Source organism: Paeniglutamicibacter cryotolerans (assembly GCF_014190875.1).
Lineage (GTDB): Bacteria > Actinomycetota > Actinomycetes > Actinomycetales > Micrococcaceae > Paeniglutamicibacter > Paeniglutamicibacter cryotolerans.
This window is the reverse complement of sequence record NZ_JACHVS010000001.1, coordinates 938,619-965,266: the sequence shown is the minus strand read 5'-3', so window position 1 is coordinate 965,266 and position 26,648 is coordinate 938,619. Positions and strand designations below refer to the sequence as shown.

General features: G+C 64.2%; 28 protein-coding genes and 1 pseudogene. 11 read left to right on the top strand and 18 right to left on the bottom strand.

Annotated elements, in window-relative coordinates; translation table 11 throughout:
• Positions 1–28: 28 nt before the first annotated feature.
• The 3 genes from E9229_RS04645 to E9229_RS04635 form a co-directional block, all read right to left on the bottom strand.
• Positions 29–1,582 carry a long-chain-fatty-acid--CoA ligase gene (locus E9229_RS04645; protein WP_183510096.1) on the bottom strand — a complete coding sequence of 518 codons (1,554 nt, stop codon included), beginning with the start codon at positions 1,580–1,582 and terminating at the stop codon, positions 29–31.
• 77 nt (positions 1,583–1,659) lie between these two features.
• A complete protein-coding gene (rraA, locus tag E9229_RS04640) occupies positions 1,660–2,130 on the bottom strand; it encodes a ribonuclease E activity regulator RraA (RefSeq protein WP_183510095.1) in 471 nt (156 codons plus the stop codon).
• 58 nt (positions 2,131–2,188) lie between these two features.
• Positions 2,189–2,845, bottom strand: coding sequence for an SDR family oxidoreductase (locus E9229_RS04635; RefSeq protein ID WP_183510094.1), 657 nt, complete (start codon positions 2,843–2,845; stop codon positions 2,189–2,191).
• Positions 2,846–2,971: 126 nt separating this feature from the next.
• On the opposite strand from E9229_RS04635, the gene E9229_RS04630 reads away from it, so the two are divergent.
• Positions 2,972–3,589 carry a class I SAM-dependent methyltransferase gene (locus E9229_RS04630; RefSeq protein ID WP_183510093.1) on the top strand — a complete coding sequence of 206 codons (618 nt, stop codon included), beginning with the start codon at positions 2,972–2,974 and terminating at the stop codon, positions 3,587–3,589.
• A gap of 9 nt (positions 3,590–3,598) precedes the next feature.
• Here the strand turns inward: E9229_RS04630 and E9229_RS04625 are convergent, their stop codons facing one another.
• Positions 3,599–4,447, bottom strand: coding sequence for a fumarylacetoacetate hydrolase family protein (locus E9229_RS04625; RefSeq protein ID WP_183510091.1), 849 nt, complete (start codon positions 4,445–4,447; stop codon positions 3,599–3,601).
• Positions 4,448–4,562: 115 nt separating this feature from the next.
• Here E9229_RS04625 and E9229_RS19790 point away from each other — a divergent pair, with 115 nt between their 5' ends.
• The 3 genes from E9229_RS19790 to E9229_RS04610 all read left to right on the top strand — a co-directional run bounded on the left by E9229_RS19790 (position 4,563) and on the right by E9229_RS04610 (position 6,646).
• Positions 4,563–5,222, top strand: coding sequence for a peptidyl-tRNA hydrolase (locus E9229_RS19790; RefSeq protein ID WP_183510090.1), 660 nt, complete (start codon positions 4,563–4,565; stop codon positions 5,220–5,222).
• 113 nt (positions 5,223–5,335) lie between these two features.
• Entirely contained in the window at positions 5,336–5,608 is a 273-nt protein-coding gene (locus E9229_RS04615) for a hypothetical protein (RefSeq protein ID WP_221184376.1), read from the top strand.
• A 276-nt stretch (positions 5,609–5,884) separates the two neighbouring features.
• Positions 5,885–6,646, top strand: a complete 762-nt coding sequence (locus E9229_RS04610) for an SDR family NAD(P)-dependent oxidoreductase (RefSeq protein ID WP_183510089.1) — start codon at positions 5,885–5,887, stop codon at positions 6,644–6,646.
• Between the two features lie 205 nt (positions 6,647–6,851).
• Here E9229_RS04610 and E9229_RS04605 read toward each other — a convergent pair whose 3' ends face one another.
• The 3 genes from E9229_RS04605 to E9229_RS04595 form a co-directional block, all read right to left on the bottom strand.
• Positions 6,852–8,216 (bottom strand): MFS transporter, encoded by a 1,365-nt coding sequence (locus E9229_RS04605; protein WP_246380355.1) that lies wholly within the window; start codon positions 8,214–8,216, stop codon positions 6,852–6,854.
• A gap of 239 nt (positions 8,217–8,455) precedes the next feature.
• The gene (locus tag E9229_RS04600) at positions 8,456–9,766 is read right to left on the bottom strand and encodes an amidase (protein ID WP_183510087.1); all 1,311 of its coding nucleotides are present in this window, start codon (positions 9,764–9,766) and stop codon (positions 8,456–8,458) included.
• A 60-nt stretch (positions 9,767–9,826) separates the two neighbouring features.
• Positions 9,827–10,291, bottom strand: coding sequence for a flavin reductase (locus E9229_RS04595; RefSeq protein WP_221184374.1), 465 nt, complete (start codon positions 10,289–10,291; stop codon positions 9,827–9,829).
• A 286-nt stretch (positions 10,292–10,577) separates the two neighbouring features.
• Here E9229_RS04595 and E9229_RS04590 point away from each other — a divergent pair, with 286 nt between their 5' ends.
• Both E9229_RS04590 and E9229_RS19650 read left to right on the top strand, forming a co-directional pair.
• Positions 10,578–11,219: a response regulator transcription factor gene (locus tag E9229_RS04590; RefSeq protein WP_183510085.1), complete on the top strand. Its 642-nt coding sequence runs from the start codon at positions 10,578–10,580 to the stop codon at positions 11,217–11,219.
• Between the two features lie 482 nt (positions 11,220–11,701).
• Positions 11,702–11,827, top strand: coding sequence for a hypothetical protein (locus E9229_RS19650; RefSeq protein WP_281369448.1), 126 nt, complete (start codon positions 11,702–11,704; stop codon positions 11,825–11,827).
• A gap of 190 nt (positions 11,828–12,017) precedes the next feature.
• On the opposite strand, the gene E9229_RS04585 is transcribed toward E9229_RS19650, so the two are convergent.
• Entirely contained in the window at positions 12,018–13,469 is a 1,452-nt protein-coding gene (locus tag E9229_RS04585) for an APC family permease (RefSeq protein WP_183510084.1), read from the bottom strand.
• 587 nt (positions 13,470–14,056) lie between these two features.
• On the opposite strand from E9229_RS04585, the gene E9229_RS04580 reads away from it, so the two are divergent.
• A complete protein-coding gene (locus E9229_RS04580; protein ID WP_183510083.1) occupies positions 14,057–14,620 on the top strand; it encodes a hypothetical protein in 564 nt (187 codons plus the stop codon).
• Between the two features lie 283 nt (positions 14,621–14,903).
• Here E9229_RS04580 and E9229_RS04575 read toward each other — a convergent pair whose 3' ends face one another.
• From E9229_RS04575 to E9229_RS04555, 5 genes and pseudogenes are all read right to left on the bottom strand, one after another.
• Entirely contained in the window at positions 14,904–15,293 is a 390-nt protein-coding gene (locus tag E9229_RS04575) for a GNAT family N-acetyltransferase (protein WP_281369447.1), read from the bottom strand.
• 110 nt (positions 15,294–15,403) lie between these two features.
• Positions 15,404–16,332, bottom strand: a pseudogene (locus tag E9229_RS20175) (IS982 family transposase).
• A 165-nt stretch (positions 16,333–16,497) separates the two neighbouring features.
• Complete coding sequence (locus E9229_RS04565; RefSeq protein WP_221184372.1) at positions 16,498–17,418, bottom strand: IS630 family transposase; 921 nt, start codon at positions 17,416–17,418, stop codon at positions 16,498–16,500.
• 340 nt (positions 17,419–17,758) lie between these two features.
• Positions 17,759–18,004 (bottom strand): hypothetical protein, encoded by a 246-nt coding sequence (locus E9229_RS04560; protein ID WP_183510081.1) that lies wholly within the window; start codon positions 18,002–18,004, stop codon positions 17,759–17,761.
• A 141-nt stretch (positions 18,005–18,145) separates the two neighbouring features.
• Positions 18,146–18,466, bottom strand: a complete 321-nt coding sequence (locus tag E9229_RS04555; RefSeq protein ID WP_183510080.1) for a MerR family transcriptional regulator — start codon at positions 18,464–18,466, stop codon at positions 18,146–18,148.
• Between the two features lie 168 nt (positions 18,467–18,634).
• On the opposite strand from E9229_RS04555, the gene E9229_RS04550 reads away from it, so the two are divergent.
• The 4 genes from E9229_RS04550 (at position 18,635) to E9229_RS20000 (ending at position 20,863) form a co-directional block, all read left to right on the top strand.
• Positions 18,635–19,057 (top strand): Hsp20/alpha crystallin family protein, encoded by a 423-nt coding sequence (locus E9229_RS04550; RefSeq protein WP_183510078.1) that lies wholly within the window; start codon positions 18,635–18,637, stop codon positions 19,055–19,057.
• Between the two features lie 215 nt (positions 19,058–19,272).
• Positions 19,273–19,713 (top strand): J domain-containing protein, encoded by a 441-nt coding sequence (locus tag E9229_RS20005; RefSeq protein ID WP_407671324.1) that lies wholly within the window; start codon positions 19,273–19,275, stop codon positions 19,711–19,713.
• Between the two features lie 13 nt (positions 19,714–19,726).
• Positions 19,727–20,092 carry a hypothetical protein gene (locus E9229_RS04540; protein WP_183510076.1) on the top strand — a complete coding sequence of 122 codons (366 nt, stop codon included), beginning with the start codon at positions 19,727–19,729 and terminating at the stop codon, positions 20,090–20,092.
• A gap of 624 nt (positions 20,093–20,716) precedes the next feature.
• Positions 20,717–20,863, top strand: a complete 147-nt coding sequence (locus E9229_RS20000) for a winged helix-turn-helix transcriptional regulator (protein WP_183511873.1) — start codon at positions 20,717–20,719, stop codon at positions 20,861–20,863.
• A gap of 130 nt (positions 20,864–20,993) precedes the next feature.
• Here E9229_RS20000 and E9229_RS04530 read toward each other — a convergent pair whose 3' ends face one another.
• From E9229_RS04530 to E9229_RS04510, 5 genes are read right to left on the bottom strand one after another with little or no spacing between them, the layout of a single operon-like run.
• The gene (locus E9229_RS04530; RefSeq protein WP_183510075.1) at positions 20,994–23,966 is read right to left on the bottom strand and encodes an aminotransferase; all 2,973 of its coding nucleotides are present in this window, start codon (positions 23,964–23,966) and stop codon (positions 20,994–20,996) included.
• Positions 23,967–23,998: 32 nt separating this feature from the next.
• Entirely contained in the window at positions 23,999–24,772 is a 774-nt protein-coding gene (locus tag E9229_RS04525) for an SDR family NAD(P)-dependent oxidoreductase (protein ID WP_183510074.1), read from the bottom strand.
• The gene (locus tag E9229_RS19995; RefSeq protein ID WP_407671323.1) at positions 24,769–24,981 is read right to left on the bottom strand and encodes an amidohydrolase family protein; all 213 of its coding nucleotides are present in this window, start codon (positions 24,979–24,981) and stop codon (positions 24,769–24,771) included. Before E9229_RS19995 ends, E9229_RS04525 begins: the two co-directional genes overlap by 4 nt.
• The gene (locus E9229_RS04515) at positions 24,884–26,305 is read right to left on the bottom strand and encodes an amidohydrolase family protein (protein WP_183510071.1); all 1,422 of its coding nucleotides are present in this window, start codon (positions 26,303–26,305) and stop codon (positions 24,884–24,886) included. Before E9229_RS04515 ends, E9229_RS19995 begins: the two co-directional genes overlap by 98 nt.
• A complete protein-coding gene (locus E9229_RS04510) occupies positions 26,287–26,625 on the bottom strand; it encodes a hypothetical protein (protein WP_183510070.1) in 339 nt (112 codons plus the stop codon). The genes E9229_RS04515 and E9229_RS04510 overlap by 19 nt, the downstream gene beginning before the upstream one ends.
• Positions 26,626–26,648 lie beyond the last annotated feature (23 nt).

The window sequence follows — 26,648 nt, the reverse complement described above, 5'->3', positions numbered from 1 at the left end:
TCCTCATGATGCGCTCGGGGATTCCGCCCTACTCCCGGGAGAAGGTGACCACCAGCTCGCGCTTGAGGATCTTCCCGCTGGGGCCCAGCGGGAATTCGGTGACGATGTGGATCAGACGCGGGTACTTGTAGGCCGCTACCTGTTCGGCGGCATAGGCGCGGATCGCCTCGGCATCCAGCGTGCTGCCCGGTGCCAGCGTGATGGCGGCGGCGATTTCCTGCCCGTGGGTCGGATCCTCGACGCCGAAGACGGCTGCATTGGTGATCTCCGGGTGCCGGATAAGCGCCTCCTCGACCTCGCGCGGGTAGACGTTGTAGCCGTTGCGCAGGATCATGTCCTTCTTGCGGTCCACGATGCTCACGTAATCGTCTGCGTCCTTGGTGCCGAGGTCTCCGGTCCGGAACCAGCCATCGACCATGGCCTCGGCCGTTGCCTCGGGGCGGTTCAGGTAGCCGGAAAACAGGTTGTGCCCGCGGATCACCAGCTCGCCGACCTCTCCGCGGGGCAGTAGTTCGATGGCGTCGTACACCTCGGTCCGGGCGATCTCCACCTCGACGCCCCAGATCGGGGTGCCGATGGTGCCGGCGCGGGCCGGGCGCCCCACATGGTTGAACGTCGCCACCGGCGAGGTCTCGGTCAGCCCGTAGCCCTCATGGATGTGGCCGCCGAAGGTCTCGTGGAAACGGTTCAGCACCGAGACCGGCAGCGCGGAGCCGCCGGAAACCGCATAGCGCAATTCCGGCGCCGGGCCCGGCTTCTCCCGGGCGGCCTCCAGCAGCGCCACGTACATGGTTGGAACGCCGCAGAAGACGTTGATGCCGTGGTTCTGCAGCAGATCCAGCGCGGCCGCGCCGGTGAACTTTGGCAGCAGCATCAGTTGTGCGCCGACCCGCAGCCCGGCGTTGAGCACCACCGTCTGGCCGAAGGTGTGGAACAGCGGCAGCCCGCCGAAGATCTTGTCGCCCGAGCGGATGTCCAGGGTGTTGAGCAGGATCACGTTGACCTGTTCAACCAGGGACAGGTGGGTGCCCAGGGCTCCCTTGGGCTTTCCGGTGGTGCCCGAGGTGTAGAGGATGGTGGCGATGTCCAGCGGGGAGCGGTGCATGTATTCGGCGATCGGCTCCGCCGCGGCGGCCAGATCCTCGAGCCGGGCGTGTGCCCCGGCCTCGGGGGAGAGCACCGAGAAGACCGTTGCGCCGGCGGTTTCGGCGCCGGGGGCGCCCTCGCCGAGCAGCGGGGCGGCGCACACGAGTGTCTTCACATCGGCGTCCTGCAGCATGTAGGCGATCTCGTGGCGCTTGAGCAGTGCGTGGATCGGGACCGCCGTCGCCCCGAGCGCGAGCACAGCATAGTAGACGCGGGCAAAGTCGGTGACATTGGGGATCAGGATCGCGACCCGGTCATCGGGCCCGATGCCCTGAGCGCGCAGTGCGCCAGCGTAGGACCGGCTCTGGTCCCAGAGCTGCGCGTAGGTGGTGTCGGAGTCGCCGACGGTGATTGCCACGTGGTCCGGGTAGCGCCGGGCGGACTCGGCAAGGATGGCTGCAACGGACAGGGTGGCGTTCGCGACGGCTTCGGTCATGGTGACTCCTTGGGATGCATGGGCTGGATCACATCTCACCTTGCGTAAAACTCAGGTCCATGTCAAGGAATCGAGTCTCACTTGCCGTGGGTCGCGAGGATCCCGTCCTCGTCGCTCCATACCGTCGCACCCGGGATAAAGCGCACGGAGCCGAATTCGACGGGCACGTCCACCGCTCCGGCGCCGTCCTTGGCGGACTTGCGCGGGTTGGTGCCCAGCGCCTTCACACCCAAAGCCAGGGCAGCGATGTCCACCGAGTCGCGGATGGCGCCATTGACGATGACCCCGGCCCATCCGTTGGCCACGGCGGCGGCGGCAATCAGGTCGCCCATCAGTGCCGAGTCCAGCGACCCGGCACCGTCGATGACCAGCACCGCCCCATTGCCCGGGGAGTTCAGGATTGACTTGACCAGTCCGTTGTCCCGGTAGCAGCGGATGGTCCGCACCGGGCCGGTGAAGCGCACCCGTGCACCGAAATTCCGCAACGGCAGCGCAACGGACTGCAGGGATTCGTCGGCATCAAAAAGGTCGCACGTCGTAAAGGTCATGGGCACAGCCTACGATGCGCCCCGGCCATGTTCCCGCACCTGACCCGGCATGACGCGGCTAGTCGTGCAGTCCACCGATCCAGCGGCTGAGCGGGATGCTCCCGTCGGAGAACCCCAGCGTGGTGCCGATGCTGCTCGGGTCAACCAAACACGCCATGGCAGCCAACGCCACGTTTCTCCGCGAGGTGGCGGTGTCGGCCGTCGGGTCGGGGTCCGGGGTGATCAGGCCGCTCCCCTCGGCATCGGTGAGCCGGCCCGGGGCCAGGATGGTCCACTTCAGCGCCGAGGAGCGCAGGTGCGCATCGGCGGTGATCTTCGCCGCCATGTAGGGGTAGAACGGGTCATCGAGTGGGACCAGGAAGCTCTCGTCGGCGGTCAGGAACGAGACCATGACATAGCGGTCCACCCCCGCCTCCTCTGCGGCATTGATCGAACGGATCGCCGCATCGCGGTCCACCGCATAGGTGCGGTCCGGATCTCCGCCACCGGCCCCCGCCGACCAGATGAGCGCATCGGAGCCGCTGAAGGCCTCGGCCAGTTCGGGCGTATCGGCGCCCTCGATGTCCAACACCAGCGGGTGGGCGCCCGTGGCCGCGACAGCAGGGGCCTGGTCCGGGTTCCGGATGATCGAGGTGACGCTATCGCCGCGCTCCGACAGCAGCCGGGACAGGATCAGCGCGACCTTGCCGTGCCCGCCGATGATGGTGATCTTCATCCGAAACTCCTTCTTCTGGTGGTGCTTGCCACCCTACCCCGGCCGGTGGATGCCGCCCGGTATCCACCGGCCCCTTGCCGCGGCGCCGGGTGGCGGCAGACACTGGACACCGGGAGGGAAAACACGATGGGACTGTACGCGGAGCAGATCCTGCCACGGCTGATCAACGTGGGCTGCGGCCCGCGGGCCACCGGCAGGCTGCGCGCCCGGGTCTGCGCCCCGCTGCGCGGAGCGGTGCTGGAACTGGGATTCGGCTCCGGCGCCAATGTGCCGTTCTACCCGCCCACGTTGGCCTCGGTGAGCGCCGTTGACCCCTCGGGCACCGCGTGGGAACTCGCGGCGCGCCGGCGGGACAAGTCGGCGATCCCGATCCACCGGGCCGGCCTCGATGGACAACTGCTGGACTCGCCCGATGACAGCTTCGATACGGCGCTCTCGACCTGGACCCTGTGCACCATCCCTGACCCGGTCCGGGCACTTGCCGAGGTGCGCAGGGTGCTCAAGCCCGGGGGATTCCTACGCTTCGTCGAACACGGGTTGGCGCCCGAGGAATCGGTACGCCGCTGGCAGCGCCGGATCGAACCGCTGCAGCGGCGCCTGGTCGGCGGTTGCCACCTCACCCGCGACATCGAGGCCCTGCTGCAGGAGTCCGGATTCGAACCGGCCGAACTGGAATGCTTCTACGAGCCCGGTATGCCGCGCAGCCAGGGCTGTTTCTACCTCGGCACGGCCGTGCCGAGGTAGAAGGGCGGTTCAGCTAAAGACGTTGCGCTGGATGCCCAGGCCCTCGATCTCGGTTTCCAGCACGTCGCCGGCCCGCAGCCACGGATGGCGCCCTTCAGCGTCCTTGCGGCCCAGGGCGACGCCCGCGGGCGTGCCGGTGAGGATCAGGTCACCGGGTGCCAAGGTGACCATGGTGGACAGGTACGCGACCAGATCAGCGGGGGAGAAGACCAGGTCCGCCGTGGAATCCTGCTGCATCACCGCCCCGTTGACGCGGGTGGTGATCCTCGCGCCGGGGGTGAAGTCCTCCCCGGTGACCAGGTACGGGCCGACCGGCGAGGCGGCCTCCCAGCACTTGCCCTGCGTCCATTCGGTGGTGCGGCCCTGCCAGCCGCGCATCGAGACGTCGTTGGAGACCGCGTATCCGGCGATGTGTGCGGCAGCGTCCTCGGCGGCAATGCGGCGTCCGGGCTTGCCGATGACGATGGCCAGCTCGCCCTCCCAGTCGATGCGGTGGTCCTCGGACGGGATCTCGATCGGATCGTGGGCGCCGGTCAGCGAGGCGGCGAACTTGGTGAACACCGTCGGGAACTTCGGCACCTCGTTGCCGGTCTCCTCGATGTGGTTGCGGTAGTTCAAGCCGATGCAGAACACCTTCGAGGGGTTGCACACCAGGGTGGCGAAGTCGGCGTCGGCCACCGGGACCGGGTCCGCGGCATCGTGTGCCGCATCGACAGCGTCAAGCTGCTCGGCATCGGACGCGGCCAGGAAGGCGCCGACATCGGCGAAACCGGCCAATTCGTGGGCGGCCTCATCGACGATGAGAGCGGCGAACGTGGACTCTGGGGCGCCGGCGCGGCGCAGGGTGGCAAAACGCATGCTTCCATCGAAACACAACGCACACCCTTGAGGCACGACGCCGCCGGTTTTTGACGCGCAGCAGGATCCGGAGCCGTGCGGTGGGGGAATCCTTCACAGGCCATAGGCTTGATGCGTGACTGACTATGCCGATCGTGAGCCCTTCGAACTTGTCCAACCCATCATCCTGCTGGTGGACCGGGAGGAACCGGCCGGTGCCGACCACGGCATCGCCGCCGTGGCGCTGGCGTCGGTGCAGGCCTTCATGCGCGATCCCGAGAACCCGGCCTGGCCGGTCTGGGCCGCCGGGGCCTTCGCCAAGTCCGTCCGCCGGGCCGATGCGAAGATGTTTGCCAAGGTGCTGGCCGCCCACCCCGAACACGTGCTCTCCCAGGTCGGCGGGGCGAGCGCCGCGGGCCTTCCGCCGATGCCGGCCCAGGAACTGCCCAAGCTGCTGGCCAAGCTCCAGGTCTCCGGAACCCAGCTTCCCGAGGGCGACCCGCTGCCCGACGCACCGCTGCGCATCATGCTCAACGCCTCGTTGAAGATGTCCACCGGAAAGTCGGCGGCCCAGGCCGCGCATGCGCTCTTCGCCTGGCTGATCGAGGCCGGGCAGGGCTCGGTGGATGCCTGGGCCGATGCCGGATTCCCGCTCACCGTGCGCCAGCTGGACCTGACCGCCTTCGTGGCCGGACAGCGCTCGGCGTCCGGCCCGGTGATCCAGGATGCCGGACGCACGGAGATCGAACCGGGTTCCACCACCGCCTATGTGGTGGCGGTGCTCCCCAGGAGCTGACCGGGCCTCGGGTGCGTGCGGCCTGGGCCGGTTTCCGAGGTAAAGGTAACCCCCATGTCATCGTTGCCTTTCAGCCAGTAGCATGCTGGAAAAGCACTTACCTGGAGGTCCAGTTGCCCTACCCCAAGAACCACCACAAGATGTTCCTGACGTGTTACACAGACACCTTCAACTACGGGTGGCACCACGTCGACCTGTTCGTTCACGATGAAAACGACCTTGAGGTGAACTGGGTGCACTGGGGTGTGAGCGCCGATGGCCCCGACGCGGCAGACAAGTCGCTGGTGACGGTCGAGCCGAAGCTGGAGCGTACCGGGGAATGGAAGCACGGCCTGAGCGAATCAGGCTTGGAATACTGGACCGCCGACGCAGCCTGGGTCGACTGAACCCACCGGATCGAAGCAACGGGGGAACGCACTCCCCACCGACGCTGGGAGAACCGTCCCCGAGCCCCGCGCGGCTAACGGAACACAGCGAAAGGTACGCTGGCAACCGGTGCCGCCGGGGCGCGACCGCGTTCGGGCGCGCAGCACCCGAGTAACATCCGTGAAAGTTTCCCCGATCGGGTCCGGTTTCCTGCCCGGTGGGGCAGAATGCGAGCAAAGGCGACGAATCCCATCGCCCCCCAACCACCACCGAACGGAACGTACTTCATGGATAGCATGCAGAGGATACCCCAAAGGGTCGTCATCACCGGTGGTGCCTCGGGCATCGGCCTCGCCACGGCGCAGGCCTTCCTGGCCGAGGGTGCACGCGTCGGCATCATCAGCCGGACCCGGCAGAGCCTGGAGAAGGCCATGGCTGGACCGCTCGCCGGCCATGCGCCGGAGCAATGCCATGGCATCGTTGCCGATGTCGCCGAGGAGGAGGCCATGGCCGCGGCACTCAAGGAATTCGCCGACCTGTTCGGCGGCCTGGATACCGTCGTCGCGTGTGCCGGGGTGGAAGGGGAAATGGGCAACGCGCTCCCGGACGTGACGACGAAGGACTTCCTGCGCGTGCTGGAGGTCAACGTGATCGGTGTCTTCCATGCGGTGAAATTCGCACTGCCGTTCCTCATTGGGGAGCCCCATCCATCGGTGACCATCATCGGCTCCGATTCGGGCTTCGTTGCAGCACCCGGGATGCTGGCCTACAACGCGTCGAAGGGCGCACTGGTCCAGCTCACGCGGGCCATGTCCTATGAACTCTTCGAAGACCACGGAATCCGCGTCAACAGCGTCTGCCCGTCGATCGTCGATACGCCCATGGCCAGGCGCGGCCTGGGCGACGAGGCCTTCGAGGGATCGGATTTTCCCGTGGTCGCAGCCGAAGACGTAGCCCGGACCGTGGTGTTCCTCGCTGACAAGGGCTCGCGGGCGATCAACGGGACGAACATCCTCTCGGACTTCGGCTACTCCTCGCGGTCCTCCTTCCCCGCCTGATTTCCACAGTCCCCGGTGGTCCCCGGGTAGCCGCTTCCGCCGGCGAACGGAAAATGGCGGCCAGCGTTGTTTCGGATCTGCATCGAACAACAGTGGCCGCCATGCCCGGTCCGTCATGGGCCGGATTTCACCCGTGGTGCCGGTCGGGATCCCTACCGGCCGGCACCGATCCCACCGCGGTCATGCCTCGAACCGCGGTGGAAGTTCATGAGTTGGTACTCTTCGCCGCGAGGCGAAGCTGGAGGCGTTCTCCGGTCTTGTCCGGGTTGAAGAAGAGGACCGAGAGGATGCCCGCAGCCAGCAGCAGGCCACCGGCGATGGTCAGCGACTGGTTTACGCCGGAGATCATATTCCCGATCATTTCAGCCGTCTCCGGGGTGCCCTTGGCGGCTGTCCGGTAGCCGGCCTGCTCCATGAATAGGCCCACGGCCGTCGGGGAGATGATGGCGCCGATGGAGGCGACACCGCCGAGCGTCGCCATGACCACCGGGCGCTGTCCGGCGCCGACCGCATAGGCCATGGCCGAGGGGGCCATCGGGTAGATGACGCTGAAGCCGGCGCCGAGGGTCAGAAGCACGACGACCATCGGGCCGGAGGCGAAGGGCAGGGCCAGGAAGCAGGCGCCGGCCAACACCAGGCAGACGCCGAAGGGGGTGGCGATCGCTGCACGTACCGATTTGCCCTGGCGCATCTGGTTGCGGCCCAGGAAGCCGAGGCCCAGCAGCACCACGGCGCCGAAGATCCACGGGAAGGTGGTGATCAGCGCGACCATTTCCGGGGACATGTTGACCACGCCAGCCAGGTACTTCGGCGACCAGGTGGTGAGGAAGCCCTGCGTCCAGAAGTTGGTGAAACCACCGAATGCCGCAACCAGGAACGATGCGCTGAACAGGATCCAAGCGATCTTGACCGGCTTCTGGTCCTCGTACTGCTTCGTCCGCTCATCCGAGGCGATTTCACCTGCCGTCTTTTCCCGGACCGGAGGGGCGGGGAGCACTGCGGCTTCCGGGTCGGCCGTTTCCCGCTTCTTTGAGTTGCCGAATGGACCATCGGCACCAAGGAGGCGCCAAGCGATGACCCAGGCCAGGCCCATCAGGCCGAGGGCGCCAAAGGCCCAGCGCCAACCGAAGTTGCTGATGATGAAGGCGAGGAACGGGGCGGCAAGGACCGGTCCCAGCGTGGAGCCGATGGCGATCAGGTTGCTCGGCAGGGCACGCTCGGCCGGCTTGAACCAGGAATGGGCCGAGGAGAGCGACATGGCCGTTGCCGGGCCCTCCGCACCACCGAGCAGGACGCGGGTGACGAGCAGGATGGCAGCGCCGCCGCCGAAGAGCATCGGGAACTGGAGCACGGCCCAGGCCAGGCCCATGGCGAAGATGACCCATTTGACCGATGTGCGGCCGGCGATCAAGCCCAGGACCACGGAGCCGATGGCGTAGAGGAAGAAGAACGCGCTGCCGATCATGCCGAACTGGACTGTAGTGATTCCCAGTTCCGGGATCGCCTTGTAGGCGACGAGGCCGAGTACGGCTTTGTCGGCGAAGGCAACGATTTGGAAGAGGACCAGCATGATCGTGACCGTCCATGCACGGCGGTTCATCCGCCCGTTGCGGATGGCACCGCCCAGCGTTCGATCGTGTTGGAGCTGTGTTGAAGACAAAGGCACCTCAAGGTCTTGATGGTTGGGATGGCCGGAATTCCTACGGCTTTTTGAGTGACCATTGAAGATTATGTGGCGCACGGCACTGTCGATAGTTGCTGATTCCCGCCCTTGGATGCGGGTAATCCTCGCTGCAGTAGGGGAAAGCCTTAGCTTTTGTCCAACGAAGGTTCAATCCACTCGGCGATGTCCAGCAGGGACCCCGGATGGCCCGGATTGCCAATGACCTGGATGCCCAACGGCATGCCCGCCGCATCGCGCAGACCGGGAATGGTGACAGTGGGCAGGCCGAGCGCCTGCCACGGACGGCTGAGGATCGGATCGCCGGTCTTGGCCAGTCCTTCGGGTGCCGCCCCGGGTGCTGCTGGTGCGATGATGGCGTCGAAGTGCTGCAGCCGGTTCAGCACGTCCTTCCGGGCTGCGGCCAGTCCGGCTTTGGCTTCGTGGAAGTCCGTGTCGGTCAGCCGTTCGCCACCGGAGAGGAGTTCGGCCAGCGGCTCGCTGACCTCGTCCTTGCGCAAGCACAGCCATTCGTGGGTGCGTGCCGCTTCGTAGCCCATGATGTTCTTGTGCAGCGGCACCAGGTCCCGGACGGCGGCTGCGGAGCCGAGCGATTCGAGAAGAGCGCCGCGCATGCGGGCGGTTGCCAGTGCCCGCTGCAGGCCCGCAAGCATGTCATCGGAGATTCCTGCGATGTCGCTGCCGTCCCAGACCAGCAGCCGGGGCGGGCGCTTCGGGCCCGGTGCAGGAACCGGGGTTCCGGAGATGGCCGCATAGGCGATGCGCAGGTCGGCCGCGGTAGCGGCAAGGAAGCCGATCGAGTCCAGGCTGTGGCTCAGCCCGGTGACGCCGTCGGTCGGAATCGCGTGGATCGGGGCGACGAGACCCGCAACGCCGCAGTAGGAGGCGGGCCGGGTGAGCGAGCCCGCCGTCTGCGTGCCAAAGGCAAAGGGAACCATGCCGCTCGCGACAGCCACAGCGGATCCACTGGAGGAACCGCCGGGCGTGTGCGGCTCGGTGCCACCGGCCGGACGGTGCGGGTTGCTGGTGGGCCCGGGCGCGAAGTAGGCGAACTCGGTCGTGACCGTCTTACCCATCACGATGCCGCCGGCGTTCCGCAGTGCGGCGATGCAGGCCGCGTCGTCAGTTGCCGGTGCAGCGTGGTCGAAGATCGCCGAACCGCAGCCCGTGCGCATCCCCGCCACGTCGATGATGTCCTTTACTCCGGCCGGGGTGCCCCACAGTGGTCCACGGGATCCCTCCGGGGCGTCTGCCAACGCATGCGCTGCGGCGAGTGCGCCGTCTGCATCAACGCTCACCCACGCCCTGAGCTCGGGCTCCAACGCCTCGATCCGGGCCAGCGATTCCCCGACCAGGTCCAGCGGCGTTGCCACCCCGGCGGCCAGGCGCTGGATCGATGCTGCCAGCGATACGGGGGCGGCGGCTTCTACTGCTCTCATGCGGGGATCCATAGGCGTCGACGAGTAGCGTACTGGGTGTGTGCGGCGGCGGGCCGTGGGTTAGACGGCGACCGGTAGGCCCACCGGGTGGAAGGCGCGGTTGAAGTACACCAGGGAGTTGTTCTCGTTGTTGACCTCGACCCGGTCGAGGCGGACGAACAACACCGAGTGCGACCCCTGTTCGGTAATGGCCTCGATGGTGCCGATGCACTTCACGTGGGCATCGGCGAGCACCGGAACGGCGGTGTCCTTTTCCCAGATGTCCCACGCGAAACGCTGCTCCATGGGAACCTGGGTGGCGCCGGAGAAGTGGCGGGCCAGGTCCTCCTGCTCGCCGGCCAGCACGTTGATGCCTACCCGGCCGTTGTTCTTGAAGACATCGTGGGCCGCGCTGTTCTTGTTTACGCAGACCAGCACGGTGGGCGGGGAATCGGTGACCGAGCAGATGGCGCTGACCGTAATGCCCATCCGGCCGTGCGGCCCGTCGGTGGTGATGATGCTGACGGCTGCCGGAAGGTGTGCCATCGCAGTCCGAAAGTCCATTTGGATTTGGGTTAGCTGTGTCATTTTGCTCTCCTGCTCGGCTGCTTCAGCCCGTCGGATGGCGAATGGTCGGTTTGGGCCCCGTGGTGTCTTATTCCGGATTCCGGGGGCTTGGTTAGTAATCTATGAACTGAATCACTTCCGGGATATCCCCAGTTGCCCTAGGAATCGGGGCGACTGGCCCAATGCCCGTAGGTAGTTCCCTTACTTCCGGGACGGTCATGGAATGGCCTAGGGTTCCATGTCGAAGCAGTTGGAGATGGAGAGCATGACTAACACAACGAAGTCCGCCGAACCGATCGTGTACATCGTCGATGACGACGATGAGCTATGCACATCACTCGCGTGGCTTCTGGACTCCGTGGACATCGCCTCCAAGAGCTACAACGACGTGGCTTCGTTCCTCGATGGATACGACAAGGAGCGGGCCTCCTGTTTGGTGCTGGATGTGCGGATGCCCCGGACCGGCGGGTTCGCGCTGCAGGAGACCTTGAACCAGATCGGTGCGCCGATCCCGATCATCTTCGTCTCGGCGCACGGCGATGTCCGCATGTCGGTGCGCGCGTTGCAGCAGGGAGCGGTCAACTTCTTCGAGAAGCCCTACGATCCGCAGCAGATGCTCGATGCCGTGCAGGAGACGCTGGAACTGGCCGAGGTGCGTTTCGCCGAATGCGCCGAGCGGAAACAGGTGCTCGAGCGGCTGCGCACGCTGACCCCACGTGAACGCGAGATCCTGCTGCTGGTCATCGACGGGCTGCCGAGTCAGAACATCGCCCGGCAACTGGGTACCAGCGTGAAGACGATCGATGTGCACCGGGCCCGGATCAAGTCCAAGACCAACGCGGAAAGCATCTCGACGCTGGTCAGGGACGTGCTGAGCCGGCGGATCGATCTGGTATCGGACCTATAGGGCGGGACCCATGCACGCCCAGGCCGACTTATCTGGAGCACTGGTATTGGAGAGCCTCCGATACCTCTCGCGACCTCTTCGATGCTCATTTTGCAGCGGGGCCGGCAAAAGGATCAAGCCAATCAAAAAGTGCCGATAACGACGCCGATGCGATCCCCGGCGATGTTGCTGAACGCCCTATCGCTATCGGCGCATTTACCACCAGGGAGGAGACGGTTCAGTCCTTATTGGCTTGCCCGGCCAGGGGCGTAGCCCCACACGAGGACGCCATTGTCACGGTAGTTCGTGCCGGTTCGCCGCGTCCAACCTGCGGCTTTCAACTGCCGCCAACGGTTCTACCGGACCGATAATCCACCGCGATACCCCAAACGCCGGTCCGTAGGCCTCTGAGCTGCAACAGATAGTGGGATGCAGGGCTGAGTCACTCGCTGCGGGAGCTTGCCGCGGGAGCATCGGCCGCCGATGCCGTCACGGGCCACCCCTTGTTCTTCGGGCTCGATGCCATCCGTCCCGACGAGGCCCCGTGGGTCGGGGCGGATGGCATCATCGAACAGAAGAAGGAAAACGGGGTGCTGGGAGCCAGCGGGGTTCCGCTGGCGACACGTTGAAGATAGGCATTCCCATGGTGAGCGCCGCGAAAGAGGCCGACCAACTGTTTGCCGTGTTCGCCGCGACGCTCATGTCCATGGAAACAAGGGCCCATCCGGCCATGTGGGCCAACATTAAACGCCACCGGAGGACATCCTCCATGCGGGACTCGCCAGCGGCGTTTGATGCAAAGCGCCCTTGTGGTGGGCGTTACTTCTTGGCCTTGCGGGCCTTCACGATTTCAAGGACCTGGTGTTCGGCGTCCACTCCGGGCTTGATGCCGGCGGGGACCTTGAAGAAGAACAGCGCACCCAGGCCCCACCAAACGGCGAAAATCAGCCAGGGCTGCCAGCTCAGTGAAGCCGGCATGCCCGGCATGTACAGGCTGAACAGGGCCAAGGTCAGCACCACTGCGGCGATGCCGATCGCGATGCCCCCCTTGCCCTTGCCGCCGACGCGTAGCGGGCGATCCATTGCCGGTTCGCGCTTGCGCAGCACCAGGAAGGTCACGGCCACCAGGAAGTAGGCCATGATGATGCTCGGTGCGCCACCGTCGACCAGCCAGCCGAGCATCTTGACGCCGAAGAACGGGGCCAGCATGGAGAGGCCGCCGATGAACAGCAGGGCGTTGTGCGGGGTGCGGAATTTCGGGTGAAGTGCTCCGAACCATGCCGGGAGCATGCCGCTGCGGGCCAGCGAGTAGACCAGGCGGGATGCGCCCAGCAGCAGCGAGTTCCACGAGGTCAAGATGCCTGCGATGCCGCCGGCGATCAGGATCTTGGCCATCAACGCAGAGCCGAACAGCGCGCCCATGGCATCGGCCGTGGCGATGTCCGTCTTGACCAGTTCGGATGCCGGCATCGAGGAAGCAGTGGTCAGCACGACCATGATGTACCAAATGGTGGCTAGCACGACAGCCAACACCACGAGCTTGCCGACCTGGCGGGCCGGGATGTTGACCTCTTCGGCAGACTGCGGAATCACGTCGAAGCCGATGAAGAGGAACGGAACGACCATCAGTACTGTGAAGTAGCCGCTAACGCCGTTGGTGAACAGCGGCTCCATGTTCTGCACGTCGCCGCCGATGACCGAACCAAAGATGAGCAGTGCGCCGATAACCAGCAGGAACAGCACCGTAAAGGTCTGTACTATTCCGGCCTGCTTGACGCCGCGGATGTTGATGAAGGTGATCAATGCGCCTGCGGCCACGCCAACCAGGGCCCAAGTGAGGTGGACTTGGAACCCGGCAATGGTCCACAGCGGGATCTGGCTCAGCCCGGGCAGGATGTATTCGACGGTCCGGGGGAATGCCACTGCCTCAAAGGCCACAATCGTTACATAGCCACCGGTGATTGCCCACGAGCCGATGAAGGACGGGCGTGGACCAAGGGCGCGCAAAATAAAGTTATGCTCGCCTCCTGCCATCGGCATGGATGCAGTCAATTCTGCATAGGTCAGACCGACGATGGCCATGATGATGCCGCCGGTAACCATCGCGAGAATCGCGCCCATGGTTCCGGCACTGGCCAGCCAATCGCCGGTGAGAACGACCCAGCCGAAGCCGATCATGGCGCCGAAGCCCAATGCGAGTGCATCGCGGTTGCCCAGCGTCTTGGCCAGCGTGTTCGCCGGTCCAGCCTGGGTCTTGAAATCTGTAGTCATGAGGGTTTACTCCTTGTGTTTGCAACGGTGAAGTATGACTGAAAAACGTGACCCGCATCTATGTGCAGATCGCTAAAAGCCATGGCACTGGCTGGACGGGCGCTCAATGCAGCGGCCGGCCATCGTGTGCATCGCGCCTTTTGGCGCTTGCGGGCTACCGTTTGGCCGAAAACGCGAGGCAGGTCACGGTGCGTGGTTTGTCTTGAAATGTGCTGATCGTCACGGTCGAATGGTTGCGTGGACCGTACCGGATACGAACGAAGGAGCTGAATTCAGGAGACCTGAAGAACTGTTCCGAACTGCGCCGCCATATGGCCGACGTCTTTGCGGCGGCCACCGGATAAGCGTCCCCGCTCGGCCTACCGCAGGTTCATCTACCCGGCACCGAACGCTTATTGGGTATCTGAGCCGTCCGATCAGCGTGCGTGAGCCGGTGGCACTTCTCCTTGATGCCTGATTCACCTTCGCTGGTGCGATAGTGGTGTTCAGTGCCGGCCGCGGGAACCACAGTGGACCTACTTCGAGTTGCTGGAACTTGCCTTGACCAAAGGTGAAAAGGTGGAGGGGACAGAAAAGAGGTAATCACCATGAGCGATCTCATCGACCTCCCGCAGGACGGTACGTCGACCGCCGAGAATTGGCGCGAGCGCGTCCTGGACGGCATGGGACGCCGACTCGAGCAGATGGTTGCCTCCCATGAGGTCACCGACTTCTCCGGAGAGGCCGAGCGCGCCACGGTCAACGCCATGGCCGATGCCGTCGGGACGGCCAACCGGATCAACGACCGCCTCGGCGCTTTCTACACCACGGACCGGGTGCGCAAGGTGCTGGGCGACGTGTCGCGCCAGGCCGTGAGCGAGCGGGCCAAAAACCACCGCCTGCTGCGGGTGAAGACCGCGGACGGGGTCGTGCTCTTCCCGGCCTTCCAGTTCATCAACGGCGCGGTGGCGACCGGGCTCCGGAAGCTGCTGAGCATCCTGCTGGGCACTGGGGTGGATGGCTGGGCCGTCACCTATTGGCTCACCGCACGCCTGGCCCAGCTGGGGGAGAGCACGGCACTGGATGTCCTGGCTTCGGGGGACAGCGGCCGGATCGCCAAACTGGGCAAGCTCGCCGCCACCGACGCCGCCGGTTGGCACGCAGCTGCATGAGCCGAGCTTCAAGCACGCTGCGGTCCCAGGACCCGGTCCGGGACTACACCGGTTTCCCCGCTGACCACCATCGTGCGCGCGCGTGCCGCTAACGGGCACATGGTCTGCATGGCCCGTGGTGCTTTTCCAGCAGCGTGGGACAGGTCACTCACTGGCATCAGCCCATGAGGTTGGGGCCGCGCGTTACCGATGCTCCAGCTTTGACAAGTGAAGACGTTGTCGTTCCCTCAACGACGGTAGTACCCGTTGGCCAGGGGCCGGTCACAGGGCCCCAAGGATGACGTTAGTTCATCGGCTTGTAGGAGCGGTCGTCAAGCATCTCGAAAAGCTTGGGCGCGTCTTCCTCTGCTGCGATGGTTTCCATGAAGAGGCGATCCAGGTTTCCGGACAGATTCACCATGTACGGGCGGTTGCGGCCGAGACGCTCGAAGATCTTATGCATCATGTCACTTGCGATGCCATGCTTCCGGTACTCGTTATCAACGAAGAAGCCACTGAGATACGTTAGCTCGGGTTTCTGCTCCCAACGCTTGTATGTCGCCTGGCCGACAATGCTCCCGTCCTTGGTAAAGGCCGCAAGCTGGCCCCATGAATCGGTCGGTGTTTCCCCTATCCAGCAAATGGTGATGTCCTCCATGCCCGCATTATGGCAGGGTGGAATGGAACAAGACAAGATCGATAAAATTCCGAGCTCGGAATTACCTCGACCTCCTGCTGTGTCGCGTGCCCTCGGACCGGTACGTGGTGGTGGAGCTGAAGGCCGGCAAATTCAAGCCAGAGCATCTAGATGATTGATTCCAAGGGCTCATGGTCATAGGCGGTCAACGATCGCAGTGGATGGACGCCGCAGTGCTGGTTGTGCCAGATCGCCGTGGTCAGCGCGAGGATGCGTTGCAGGACCCTCACGGTCACCCGGGCGATACTCCGTCCGACGTGGGCCTCCAGGTCCAACTGGCCCTTGAACGTCTGGTTGATTGACTCGATGACCTGAGTTAACGGCTTGAGCAGCCGCTTGCCGGGGCGGGTTTTCTCGCCCTGGCGGGTGGGCCGGATCAGGGTGATACCGGCCTCGGTGAGATCACGTTCGAAGGCCCGGCCGTAGTAGTTCTTATCCGCGATGATGAACTGTTCCGGCCCGACCGGGGTGGGGAGGTTTTCCAGGATGCCGAGCAGCGCCTGGCGTTCATCGGCCTTCGCGCCGGTCAGCGCGTAGCTGACCGGCAGTCCGGCCGGGGTGCAGAGCAGATGCAGGCGCGGGCCCCAGAACCAGCGAGAATGCGAGGCGCATTACCCGTATTCGGCCCAGCCGACCAGCTCGGAACGGTGGGCGGTTTCGCGGGAGTGCCCGCATTCGACCGGGGTTGAATCGGCGAGCCAGATCTCATCGGACCAGAGCCCGGTGGTGCGCGCCAGGTGTTCGTTGAGAGCCTGCAGGGTCCCGCCGAGCTTGCGCAACCGCTTGTTGTATCCGGGTTGCTGGGGCAGATTCTGGAACCATCGGCGCAGGTCGGCATCGGTTTGTCGGAGCCAGCGGCGTTCGGAGGTGAAACCGAGCAGGGCCTGGAGCACGGCGATGGTGACCAGTTCAGCGTCACTGATCCTGGGTGGAAACCGATGGCCGGACGCCACGGAACCAGGTGCGGATTGGCCTTCAAAAAGTCGTCTGCGCAGGCGTACAGTGCTGTTGCAAGGGTGTCCAGGTCGGGATCCATCGGAACTCTCCAGGTTCGAGTGTTGGGTGTTTACACCTCGAGTCTGGACACCCTTGCCCGCGCCGTCACCCCTTAGAATCAATCATCTAGTACTTTGTCACGTCTAATATTCTGTGTATAGATGACGAAGCTTGATCCGAGTGTCATCAGTAGTGAACTGCCAGTTCACGGTCCGCTCCTCGGCGTTGGTGGCGTCTTGCCAGTGGCCCAGTTGAAGGTTGAGTGCCTCGATGTCGGGGATGCGCCGGGAGAGGCATTGGCGCGAGAGCGCAGAGAGTTCAATCTCGGCAATATTGAGCCACGAACCGTGCTTGGGCGTGTAGTGGATTTCCAGGCGAGCGGCCAACTCCCGGGCCTCGGCCGGGGCAAACGCCTCATAGAGGGAACCGAGTGTATGGGTGTTGAGTTATCCATCACCAGGATGACCTTCCTGGCTTCGGGATAATCAACAGTGAGCAACTTCTGGAGTTCGTGGGCCCATTCCACGCGGGTGCGCCGCGGCCGGGCGATCACCCGGCGCTTGCCGGCCAGCGGTTCACCCCACACGAAGATCGAACATACTCCCTTGCGGGAGTACTCATAGTCTTCCTTGCGGGTGCGCCCGGGCTTCGCCTCGATGCCGGGCCGGGTGTAATCCAAAAGTTGGTATGGTTTTTCATCCATGGCGACCACCGGGACCTCCGGGTCATACGGGAGTGCGTAAACCTCCAAAACGTCCTGCAGGCGGGCCACGAATTCCCCGTTCGCCGTGGGCGGGATCGCCCAATATTCCTTTAGGTGAGGCTGAAGTTTCGTTTTTTTTAAAACCCGACCGATGCTCGAGTGATCCAGCGCAGGGATTCCCTCGGTGAGTAGGACGTGCTTTTCCAGAAGGCGTAGGCTCCACCGCTCATACCCCTCGGGCGGCTTGGTGCAGGCCAGTGCGATCAGCCGGACCTCGACATCTCCGGTGATTTTTGCTTCCACCGGCGGGGTTAGGCGCTTCTTGCGGGTGACCGTATCCAGGGCGTCGCCACCGCGGTCCGCGTAGGCCTTGGAGACCTTCACGACGGTGTCCACGCAGACTCCGGCGCGTTCGGCGATCACGTCTTGAGTCGGGGAGGGACCTTCCCAGTCTGGATGGTTTTCATCGAGTTCGAGCAGGAGGCGTGCTCGGCGTACCTGCTGCGCCGGTGCGGATCCCGTGCGTACGATGCGCGTGAGAGTGTCCCCGGTCCACGGCGCTGAGCTCCACCGGACGCGACTTGGTTCTGCCCATGATCTGACCCGATTCCCTGCGGGTGTTAGGGGGAAACCCGCCCAACCAAGCTTGACACCATATTCTCAGATTATTAGCTACGACACAGTACTAGGGGTTTGAGGGGACCGAGACGCGGCCCAGCAGAGTGCCTACGGATAGTAGGCACCGTACTGCTCTGGGTGCTTATTAGGCCTGTGCTTCCGGTGGAGCCTCATCATCGGTGGGTTCATCGAGGTACGCATCGATTCCAGGATCTTCGTTGGGTTCCAGCTCCCGGTCGTGCACTTCGTCCCACACCACCAACCGCTCACCGTCCGGGCCCGTGGGGAGCTCATCGTCCAGGTCCAGGGGTCGGGCATCATCCGGTGCGATGACGCCTTGCGCGATGGCCGCGGCATCAGCCGGGTCCAGGGGGTCAATAGCTTCGCTCATTGATCTGCCTCCTGTTCACCAGTGATGGAAAGAAAAGCGCTAGCACGGGATACCACGGTAGGACAGGCCGGGAAGTGTTTCAAGGCCGGTCAACCAAGGATGATCTTCACCCAGGGTGCGTGCCGATGCGCCGGAGCGGAATCAGCTTTCCGAGGCCTTCTGCTGCTGGTCAGGCTTCGCGTCCTGCCGGTCGAGCTTGTTTTTCAGCGAGATGTTTTCTGCCTCCAGGGACAGTACCAGCCGGATTCCCGACAGGTTCAGACCTTGGGCGAGGAGATGGGAGATCCGACGCAGGATATCGAGGTCCTTCTCGCTGTAGCGGCGAGTTCCCCCTTCGGTGCGTTGGGGGTCCAGAAGACCTTTGCGTTCATAGAGGCGCAGGTTCTGCTGACCGGTGCCCACCAGTTCGGCGGCGACCGAAATCGCGTACACGGCCAGGTCCTTTGGTCTCTTCTGAGTCATCTTCCCGTCCTTTCCCTTATCCCTGAGTCGATCAGTGCGGGGAGTCCGGCAGGCTTGCACCGCCGATAATGACTGTGTTATAAAAATTATATCCGCTGATACAGGTTATCGGGGATACGACAAAGTGGAAATGGCATATCAGAGACACTGTGAAGGAGTGCAACTGCCATGTTGATGCGTACAGACCCGTTCCGTGATCTTGACCGGATCGCTCAGCAGGTTTTCGGAACCCCGGGCCGCCCGGCAGCGATGAGCATGGATGCTTGGCGCGATGGGGATACTTTCGAAGTCGAGTTCGATTTGCCCGGAATCAGCCCGGGGTCGATCGACTTGGATGTTGAACGCAACGTGGTGACCGTGAAGGCGGAGCGTCCGGCCTTGAATAAAGACTTGGAAATGCTCGCCTCCGAGCGGCCCCGGGGAGTGTTCAGCCGTCAGCTGGTCTTGGGCGAGAACCTGGATACCGAACACATCGAAGCCAGCTACGAAGCCGGGGTGCTGCGCCTGCGCATTCCGGTGGCCGAAAAGGCCAAGCCGCGCAAGATTGCCATTACCTCCCCCAGCGAGGACCGCGAAGCGATCGACGCCTAGGAACCTCGCCAGCGGGGCAGTGCCAGCATCGTGCTTGCCCCGGGGGGGCAAGGGGAACGCAGAGAACCCGACACCACGATGCGGCGCGAGTCCTTTGCGGACCCGCCACCGTGTCGAAAACGCCACACTATCGGTTCCCTGCATCGATTTCCTGGAGCCGGTGGGTTCCGGGCCCTTGAGGTCCTTGGAACCCACCGGCACACCTCACCCTGCAGGTGGGTGCTGAAGCCCAAGATATCGAAAGAGTTACCGAAGGAGGTGGGAACGTGGACGAACCGGCAGATCCTTACCTCGTGTTGGGACTGAACGACGGGGCCACACCACGTGAGATATCCCGGGCCTACCGGTCCGGGGTTCGCCGCTACCACCCCGACACCCTGTGTCCCGGGGCATCCTCCCCGGCTTCTCGGGAGAGCACCGATAAGGCCTTGGCGCGCGTGATGGAAGCGTATCAAGCATTATCGCGTCCATCTGTCGGTGCTGAGCGCGGGCGTGCCGGGGGGAGCCCGTCACCCCAACAATGGCCAGCCGATCAACCATCAGGTGATCGATCGCAGTCCCATCACGTGACGGTGCGCCAGCACACACCACGGCTTGTGGTCCACGACACCCCACCCATCCAAATCTCCCCTCTTCGGTGGGAACCCTCTAACTAGGAGGTGCTTCACGATGAGTCCATGGCGTCGCTACGATTCGCCGTTGCTGCCGGTTTTCCATGAACGTTTCGAGGAACGCTGGGGCCCGGGCACCGCCCCGTTCCTGGATCCCGAGGTCCATGAGCAGCCCATGCCACGTGCCCAATGGATCAACATTGATACCGGAGCGGCTCTGGCGGTTGTCCCGGTGTGGAGTGATGATGAATCGCATCGGTCGTTCGCGATGTTTTACCTTCCCCCGCAGGGGGATATTTGGCTGTTGCGTCCAGGGCTTACTGACTACCTCGAGTCGGGGCAACTGGAGAAGGTGAGGCTGCGCAATGACGCGTTCAAGAAAGCCGTGGAGCATGCCCAGGCCTTCATCGACGGATCGCCCTAGGTCGACCGAAATGGGCTGATTCCTCGACTAGGAATGAAAGACCCTCGCCTCGCACGTGGCAGGTAGGAGACTCCGCTGAGGGCGTCATGCGGTTTGTTCATCACCACCGTGTGGCGTCCTGTGTTGACGCGTTTGAGTTACCCGGAGGAGACTTTGTCCCGGGCGGGGTCCCGGCCGCCGAGTGGTGCGGAATGTCATCGTAGTTAACTGTCAAGATTTTAGTGCCCGGGTGTCGCGGTCGGGGATCGGCTTACAGGACTGTGCCCGGACCCCGTTTGCGTGTCTGACTTCGTGATTCTTCTCGAACCAGGCTCAAGTCATTAGCCAACCATCGCAGTACGCTTGCGATATGAGCCTCTCCGGAGATCCCAAGCACCCGGTAGTTCGCATTTTCCCCGACATGCGGACACCGTGCTGGGGTTTGGCGGGCCCGTTGACTATGACCTCTCCGGCCTGTCGGGACGCGGCCGCCCTCCAGACTTACTTGCGCTGGCGCAACGCCCATGGACGCAGCCCGGAGGTCCTGGACGACCAACGCCGTGATCGCGCACGCGTCCGAAGCGAAAAGGACACCGTTGGGGACGGCACGATGTGGCCCGGGCAGCCTGAGAAAAGCCACCGGACATACCGGTCACAGCACTAGCCGGAGTCACCCCCCCTCGAGGGGAATATGCATTGACGGCACTCGGGACGTCTTTCAGCGAACCCATGCAAGCCATGATCCAGTGGACCCTCGATCATCAAGAGGAGAGTGAGGACAGCCGAGAGTGATTCGACCGATGAACAGTCGATGATTGCGAAGCGCGTTCCGCACTCGCACCTGGACGAGCGCGCACCGGCGAGATGCCGTGTTCGATGACCGGGCTTGTGCAGCAGCCACACGCCATTGAGGCGGCGTCCGTCAGGCGAGCACACGATCCAGCGCATCGACGAAGAAGTCCGCAGCAGCCTCGTCGAAGCTGAGCGGCGGTTTGATCTTCAACACATTCATCAGGTTCCCGGTGGGCTGTACGATGATTCCGCACTGAAGCAGTCGCTCGCAGATCCCCGACGTCTCTGCGGTGGCCGGCTCGAGCGTGATCCGATCGCGGACGAATTCCACACCGAGATAGAGCCCCTCTCCGTGCACTGCGCCGATGAGTTCGTGCCGTTGCGCGAGTTCCTGCAATCGGTTCTTCAAATGCGTACCCACCCGTCGCGCGTTGCCTGCGAGGTCTTCCTCGGCGATGACGTCGAGAACCGTCGAGCCGACGACGCTGGATACGGGGCTACCGCCGGTCGACGAGAAGAAGTAGCCCTCGTCCGCGTAGCTCGCGGCGATGGCTTTGGTGGTGACCACGGCACCCAGAGGGTGTCCGTCACCGAAGGACTTGGCGATCGTAACTAGATCGGGGACGACGTCTTGCTGCTGGAACCCCCAGAACCAGCTGCCCAGTCGCCCGAGTCCGACCTGCACCTCATCCGCGATCGTCACCCCGCCCGCGCGCCGCACTTCGGAGTACACAGCCTCCAGGTACCCCGCCGGGAGCGTCACGCCGCCCGCGCTGCCGTAGACCGGCTCGCAGATGAACGCCGCCGGTGGTCGCCCGGAAGCGACGAGCCCTCGCACCACGGCTGCAGCATCGTCCGCGTACCGGTGTGCCTCCTCGCCCCGGTAACGGCCCCTGAAGGCATTTGGCACATCGAGCGTATGCACCCACTCAGGCCTCGATGCCAGAGCACGCGGGTTGTCTGCGGCGGAGGTCGACACCGCATCAGCGAGGTACGTCCATCCGTGATAGCTCTCGCGCACCGCCAGCAGATCCTCACGTCCGGTGTGCACTCGCGCCAGACGCAGAGCGAGCTCGACCGCCTCCGATCCTGAGTTGACCAGGAACACCGTGTCGAGACTCTCCGGGAGCAGCGCTGTCAGCTTCTCAGCGAGTGCGACGATCGAAGCATAGTGGAACCGGGAATTGGAATTGAAGGTCTTCCACTGATCAGCGATCGCGCGAGCCACCCTGGGGTGGCTGTGCCCGAGCACGGTCACGTTGTTGACCATGTCGAGGAAGACTCGGCCGTCGTCGGCGATGAGGTGATGCTTCCATCCGCGATCGATCCGCGGGGGGAGAGCGTAGTAGTGCTCCTGCACGTCCGCCAGCACGGCCCCGCGTCGGGACAGGAGATCGATCTCGGCGTTGTCGTCGACGAACTCCCCCTGGACGGCATCGACGAGCCCGAAGAGCGTTCCAGGATCACCGAGATGCGGCATCCACCCGGCAGCGAGTTCCGGCAGCACGACGTCGGGAACGTCCGACTCGAAGTCCCGCGCTGTCACCGTGAGTCGGTAGCGCGCGCCGGGGCGGAGTACCCCGATTGGCGTGCCCGTGGTCACCTTCGATGATGCGACGGGGGCTTCGGCCAGCTCTTGGTCTGCGGTGATCCGGAGGGTCGCATCGTCGCCGGTCAGGATGATTCCGGACCTCGTGGCGGTGATCTCCCCCGACCACGGCGCCAAGAGCTCCACATCACTCGACACCCACACGTCCGTGCCTGTCCGCCAGGTGGCCGCTGGTTCTGTAGCGAGGGGACGGCTTCGGGTGGCGTCTATCGCACCGAACGGCGCGATGACCGCCTCGTGTCCTGCTGCGAAGAGTGCATTGATCGCTGCGTCGACGGCGTGCCGGGCGTCATCGTCGGTCGTCCATGCGCCGTCGTCGAGGATGCGACTGCCCACGCTGAGATCGAGCTGAGCAACGCTGCCATTGATGTCCAACACCCCGGATGCAGCGATATCGATCCCTGAACCGGGTGACCGGAGGTCCAGATCCTGAGCGATGATCTCGGTCATCACCGACGAAGGCACCGATGTCGCGCGGTCGAAGATGAGCTGCTCACGAACGAGGCCATCTCGGGCATAGTCGTTGAATTCGTCAGTGCCGACCTGCTGATGTCCGCTCGTTACGAGCACGGCCCCGCGAATGACGACGAGCGGCCACAGTGCCTCCACCTCGTGGATGCTCAGAGGGCGAATTCGGTGGAACGCCCGAACCGCCGGCAGGACAGACAGAGCGGACGCGCCATCGTGATGCAAGATGGACGAGATCGTCGTGGCGAGCTCCGCGACGCACCAGGAGAGCATTAGGTCGCCGAAGTCGATGACGCCGTCCAAGAGCCGGCTGACGTCCGGTGAAGCCGACCGCATCAAATTGTCATCCGTCAGGTCACCGTGGATGACCTGCACCGGAAGAAGCGCCGCCACACGTTCGACGCGGTCAGCCTCAGCACGAACCACACGCACCACCCTCTGGCGCAGTTCGGTATCAGCGATGTGGCCGGCAAGGAACTCGACCACCCGCGGTCCTTGACGCAGATCCCATTGCAGGATGCGTTCTGCCGGCGGGATGGGGAGGTTGGCCAGAGCGGTACTCACCTCGCCGGAGACCCTTCCCATCTCCGCGACAGCCGCAACGGACAGATAATCGCTGCCATGCAGTGTTCCTCCTTCGAGATAGCGGATGAGACGCACGATGTGGGTTCCGGTCGGAGAATTGAGGATTGCAACCTCTCCCATCCGACTCGGGGCACGCAGTCCTCGATCGAAGTCCGCCACCCACTGCGCAGCACGATCCTGATCGTCGACGGTGCCGGCGTCGAACGCACTGTTGGAAATCTTCATCACCGCGACCGGATCTTCCCCCTGCGCATCGCTCGCGCCAGGCATGTTCATAAGCAGGAAGTTCGCATCCTGCTGGCTGCCGAGATCGACGGCACGGACGGAGAGGCCGAAGGCCTCCTCAGCCCACCGCTCCGCCAGGTCGGGAGACACGATCGGTGCTGGTAACTCTCCCGCCGCGAAAAAATCGAATCCCTTGGTGTTCTCGTTCGTGGTCATTTTTCTCGCCTTTCGTTCGTTCGTCACGGGCCTCAATGACCGCGCTCTTCAGTGATGGAGTTCGCTCCATCGACAGTGATTAACTGTCCGGTGATGTAAGAAGCCCCCTCGGCCGCGAGGAACGCGATCACGTATGCGACTTCCTGCGCAGTGCCGGAGCGCCCGACCGGTGTCGCCGCACCCATCGCCCTTTCACGGTCTGTCGCCGAGGCCGTATCGATCCATCCCGGCGCGACCGCGTTCACCGTGATCCCTGCAGGCGCCAACTCGACCGCTGCAGCTCGAGTCAAACCGACGACTCCTGCTTTGGACGCATGGTAGGCGACGTCCCCGACGAAGGCGGCGACAGGCCCGGACACGGATGAGACATTCACGATGCGACCATAGCCGCGGTTCCGCATCCCCTCCACGACGGCGCGGGTCATCAGGAACGCGGTGGTCAGGTTGCGCTCGACAGACGCGTGCCAGCTGGCTGCGGACAGATCGTCGATGGCTCCTGGCATGTCTGGGTCGGACACCGAGGTCATGCCGGCGTTGTTGACCAGCACATCGATGGCGCCGAACGTCTCACCGGCGCACGCCACAACGGCATCGACCCCGCTCTGCCGCGTGAGGTCGGCGACGACCCCCACAGCCTCCACACCCGCAGCTCGCAGCTCGTCGACGCGGACGAAGATGCGCTCCGTCGTGGATGTGAGAACCAGGCGCATACCTTCAGCACCCAGACGACGGGCTGCGGAGAAGCCGATGCCGTGCTCGCTGCCGGCACCGGTGACGATGGCGACGCGCTCAGGTGACGGCGTCATGACGACACCGCTCGCTGATCGTTGGCATCGATGACGACGCGACCGTCCACGAGGGTCAACAGCACCACGGCGTCACCCAGAGTCTCGGGGTTCACCGCCCGAGGATCACGATCAAGCACCGTGATGTCCGCGACAGCACCGACAGCGAGGATGCCGCGGACACGACCGACCGTGCGATACGGATCCACGGTCAGCCCCCCGCAGCGCATCGAGCGCCTGATTTGGATTGATCGGCGTCGCGTCGGGATCATCGTGAGGGCGCCGCAGCTGGGCGTGCGCAAGGATGCCAACAGTGTCACTCGGCGCGACAGGCCAGTCCGATCGGAGTGCGAGCGGCATCCCGGCACTGACCAGATCGCGGGTCCGCAATCCGTGCTCAGTGTGCTCGTGCCCCAGCCGTCGCGACCAGTTGTCGCTTTCATCCGCCTTAGTGAACAGCGTGCAGTGCGTGGGTTGCATGTTTGTGGTCCCTTTCGACGTCACGAAGACGGAGAGCACGGCATCCGTCTTTGTTTCAATGTGCTCGATCCGATGCGTCGCGGCGTATTCCGTGAGCGCGCGGCGGTACTGCTCCGGGTTGAGCAAGAGCGAGGCCGGAGACTCCCCCAGACAGTTCGGCTCATGAAGCCAGGCCGTTCCGTTGTCGATGGTGCCGTCGATCATGAGCTTGACGCCCTCCACGACCCAGTGCCAGCCATGGGTGCCCTTCAACTCGGCCAGCCGGGACACCTTTTCGAGCGGCGCCCGCGGTAGATGCCAGGGCGAGATGCGAAGCCTGATCGGCAGGTCGCGCGTCGCTTCGATCATCTGGAAGAGCCCGATCGCATCGGGTGCGAGACCCTGCACCTGCCCGGACATGAATCCGCCACGCGCCCGGTGCAGGAACACGTCGAAGAGTGCTTCAGCGCGGTGACCGAAGCGCAGTGGCGAGAGGACGGCTTCCATGAGATGGATGGCCTTAAGTTCGAGGAGGTATCTGTTCGGACCCTGGTCGTCGGTCACCACGCGTGAGCCGTCGGTGAACTCTTCGAGACCGGTGACCCCACCCAGCGTGAGCGCGGCATCGGACGCCAGAGCGGCATTGTCGTCGAAGAAGCGGATAAACGCAGGCCGCTCTCCTGCCACGGAGCTCAGGACCGTGGGGGGCACGGGCTCTTCTCCGAAAGCGTTCGGGTCAAGGCCCCAGCCGAGCAGCCAGTCCTCAGCGGCCAGCCTGGTGACCTCGGCGCGAAGCGTCGACTCGACGCCAGCGAGGGTGCGGCATCGACTGAGGTCCGCACCGCGGGTGAGTTTGATACCGAATACCGGATGGATGTGGCTGTCGACGAACCCCGGCAGGATCACCGCATCGGGAAGGTCGATCACTCGCGTCGTCTCGCCGATGCAGGGCTGCAACGCAATCCTGGTCCCGAGCGCCACTGCCTCGCCAGGGACAATGACCACACCCTCGGCGGCGTCTGTCATCGAGTCCGGTGCCATGGTGATGACCGTGCTCGCGATGACCACCAGGTCGGCTATGCCTTCGTGCGCCATCGGGCTTCTCCGATCTCGACGCGGGCCGATTCCGGATCGGCGCCGCCGATCCGTGCGAACACCTCAGGCCGACGTACGCGCAGGTTCAGTGCATAGAAGGCGCCGAGCAGCAGCACCATGGGAACGACGGCGAGGATGACCGCGTTGATCGCGGGGCCAGCTGAGGTCAGGTAGTCGATGGTGATTACCAGGACCACAAGCAACACGGCCATCGCGACCACCGAGATGATTGCAGTCGGCAGGACGTACCACCGACGCGCGAGCTGCCTGTTGCGCATGATGAAGATCAGAACGGAGATCGAGGCGAGAAGCTGCAGCATGATGATGCCATACACGCCTGGCG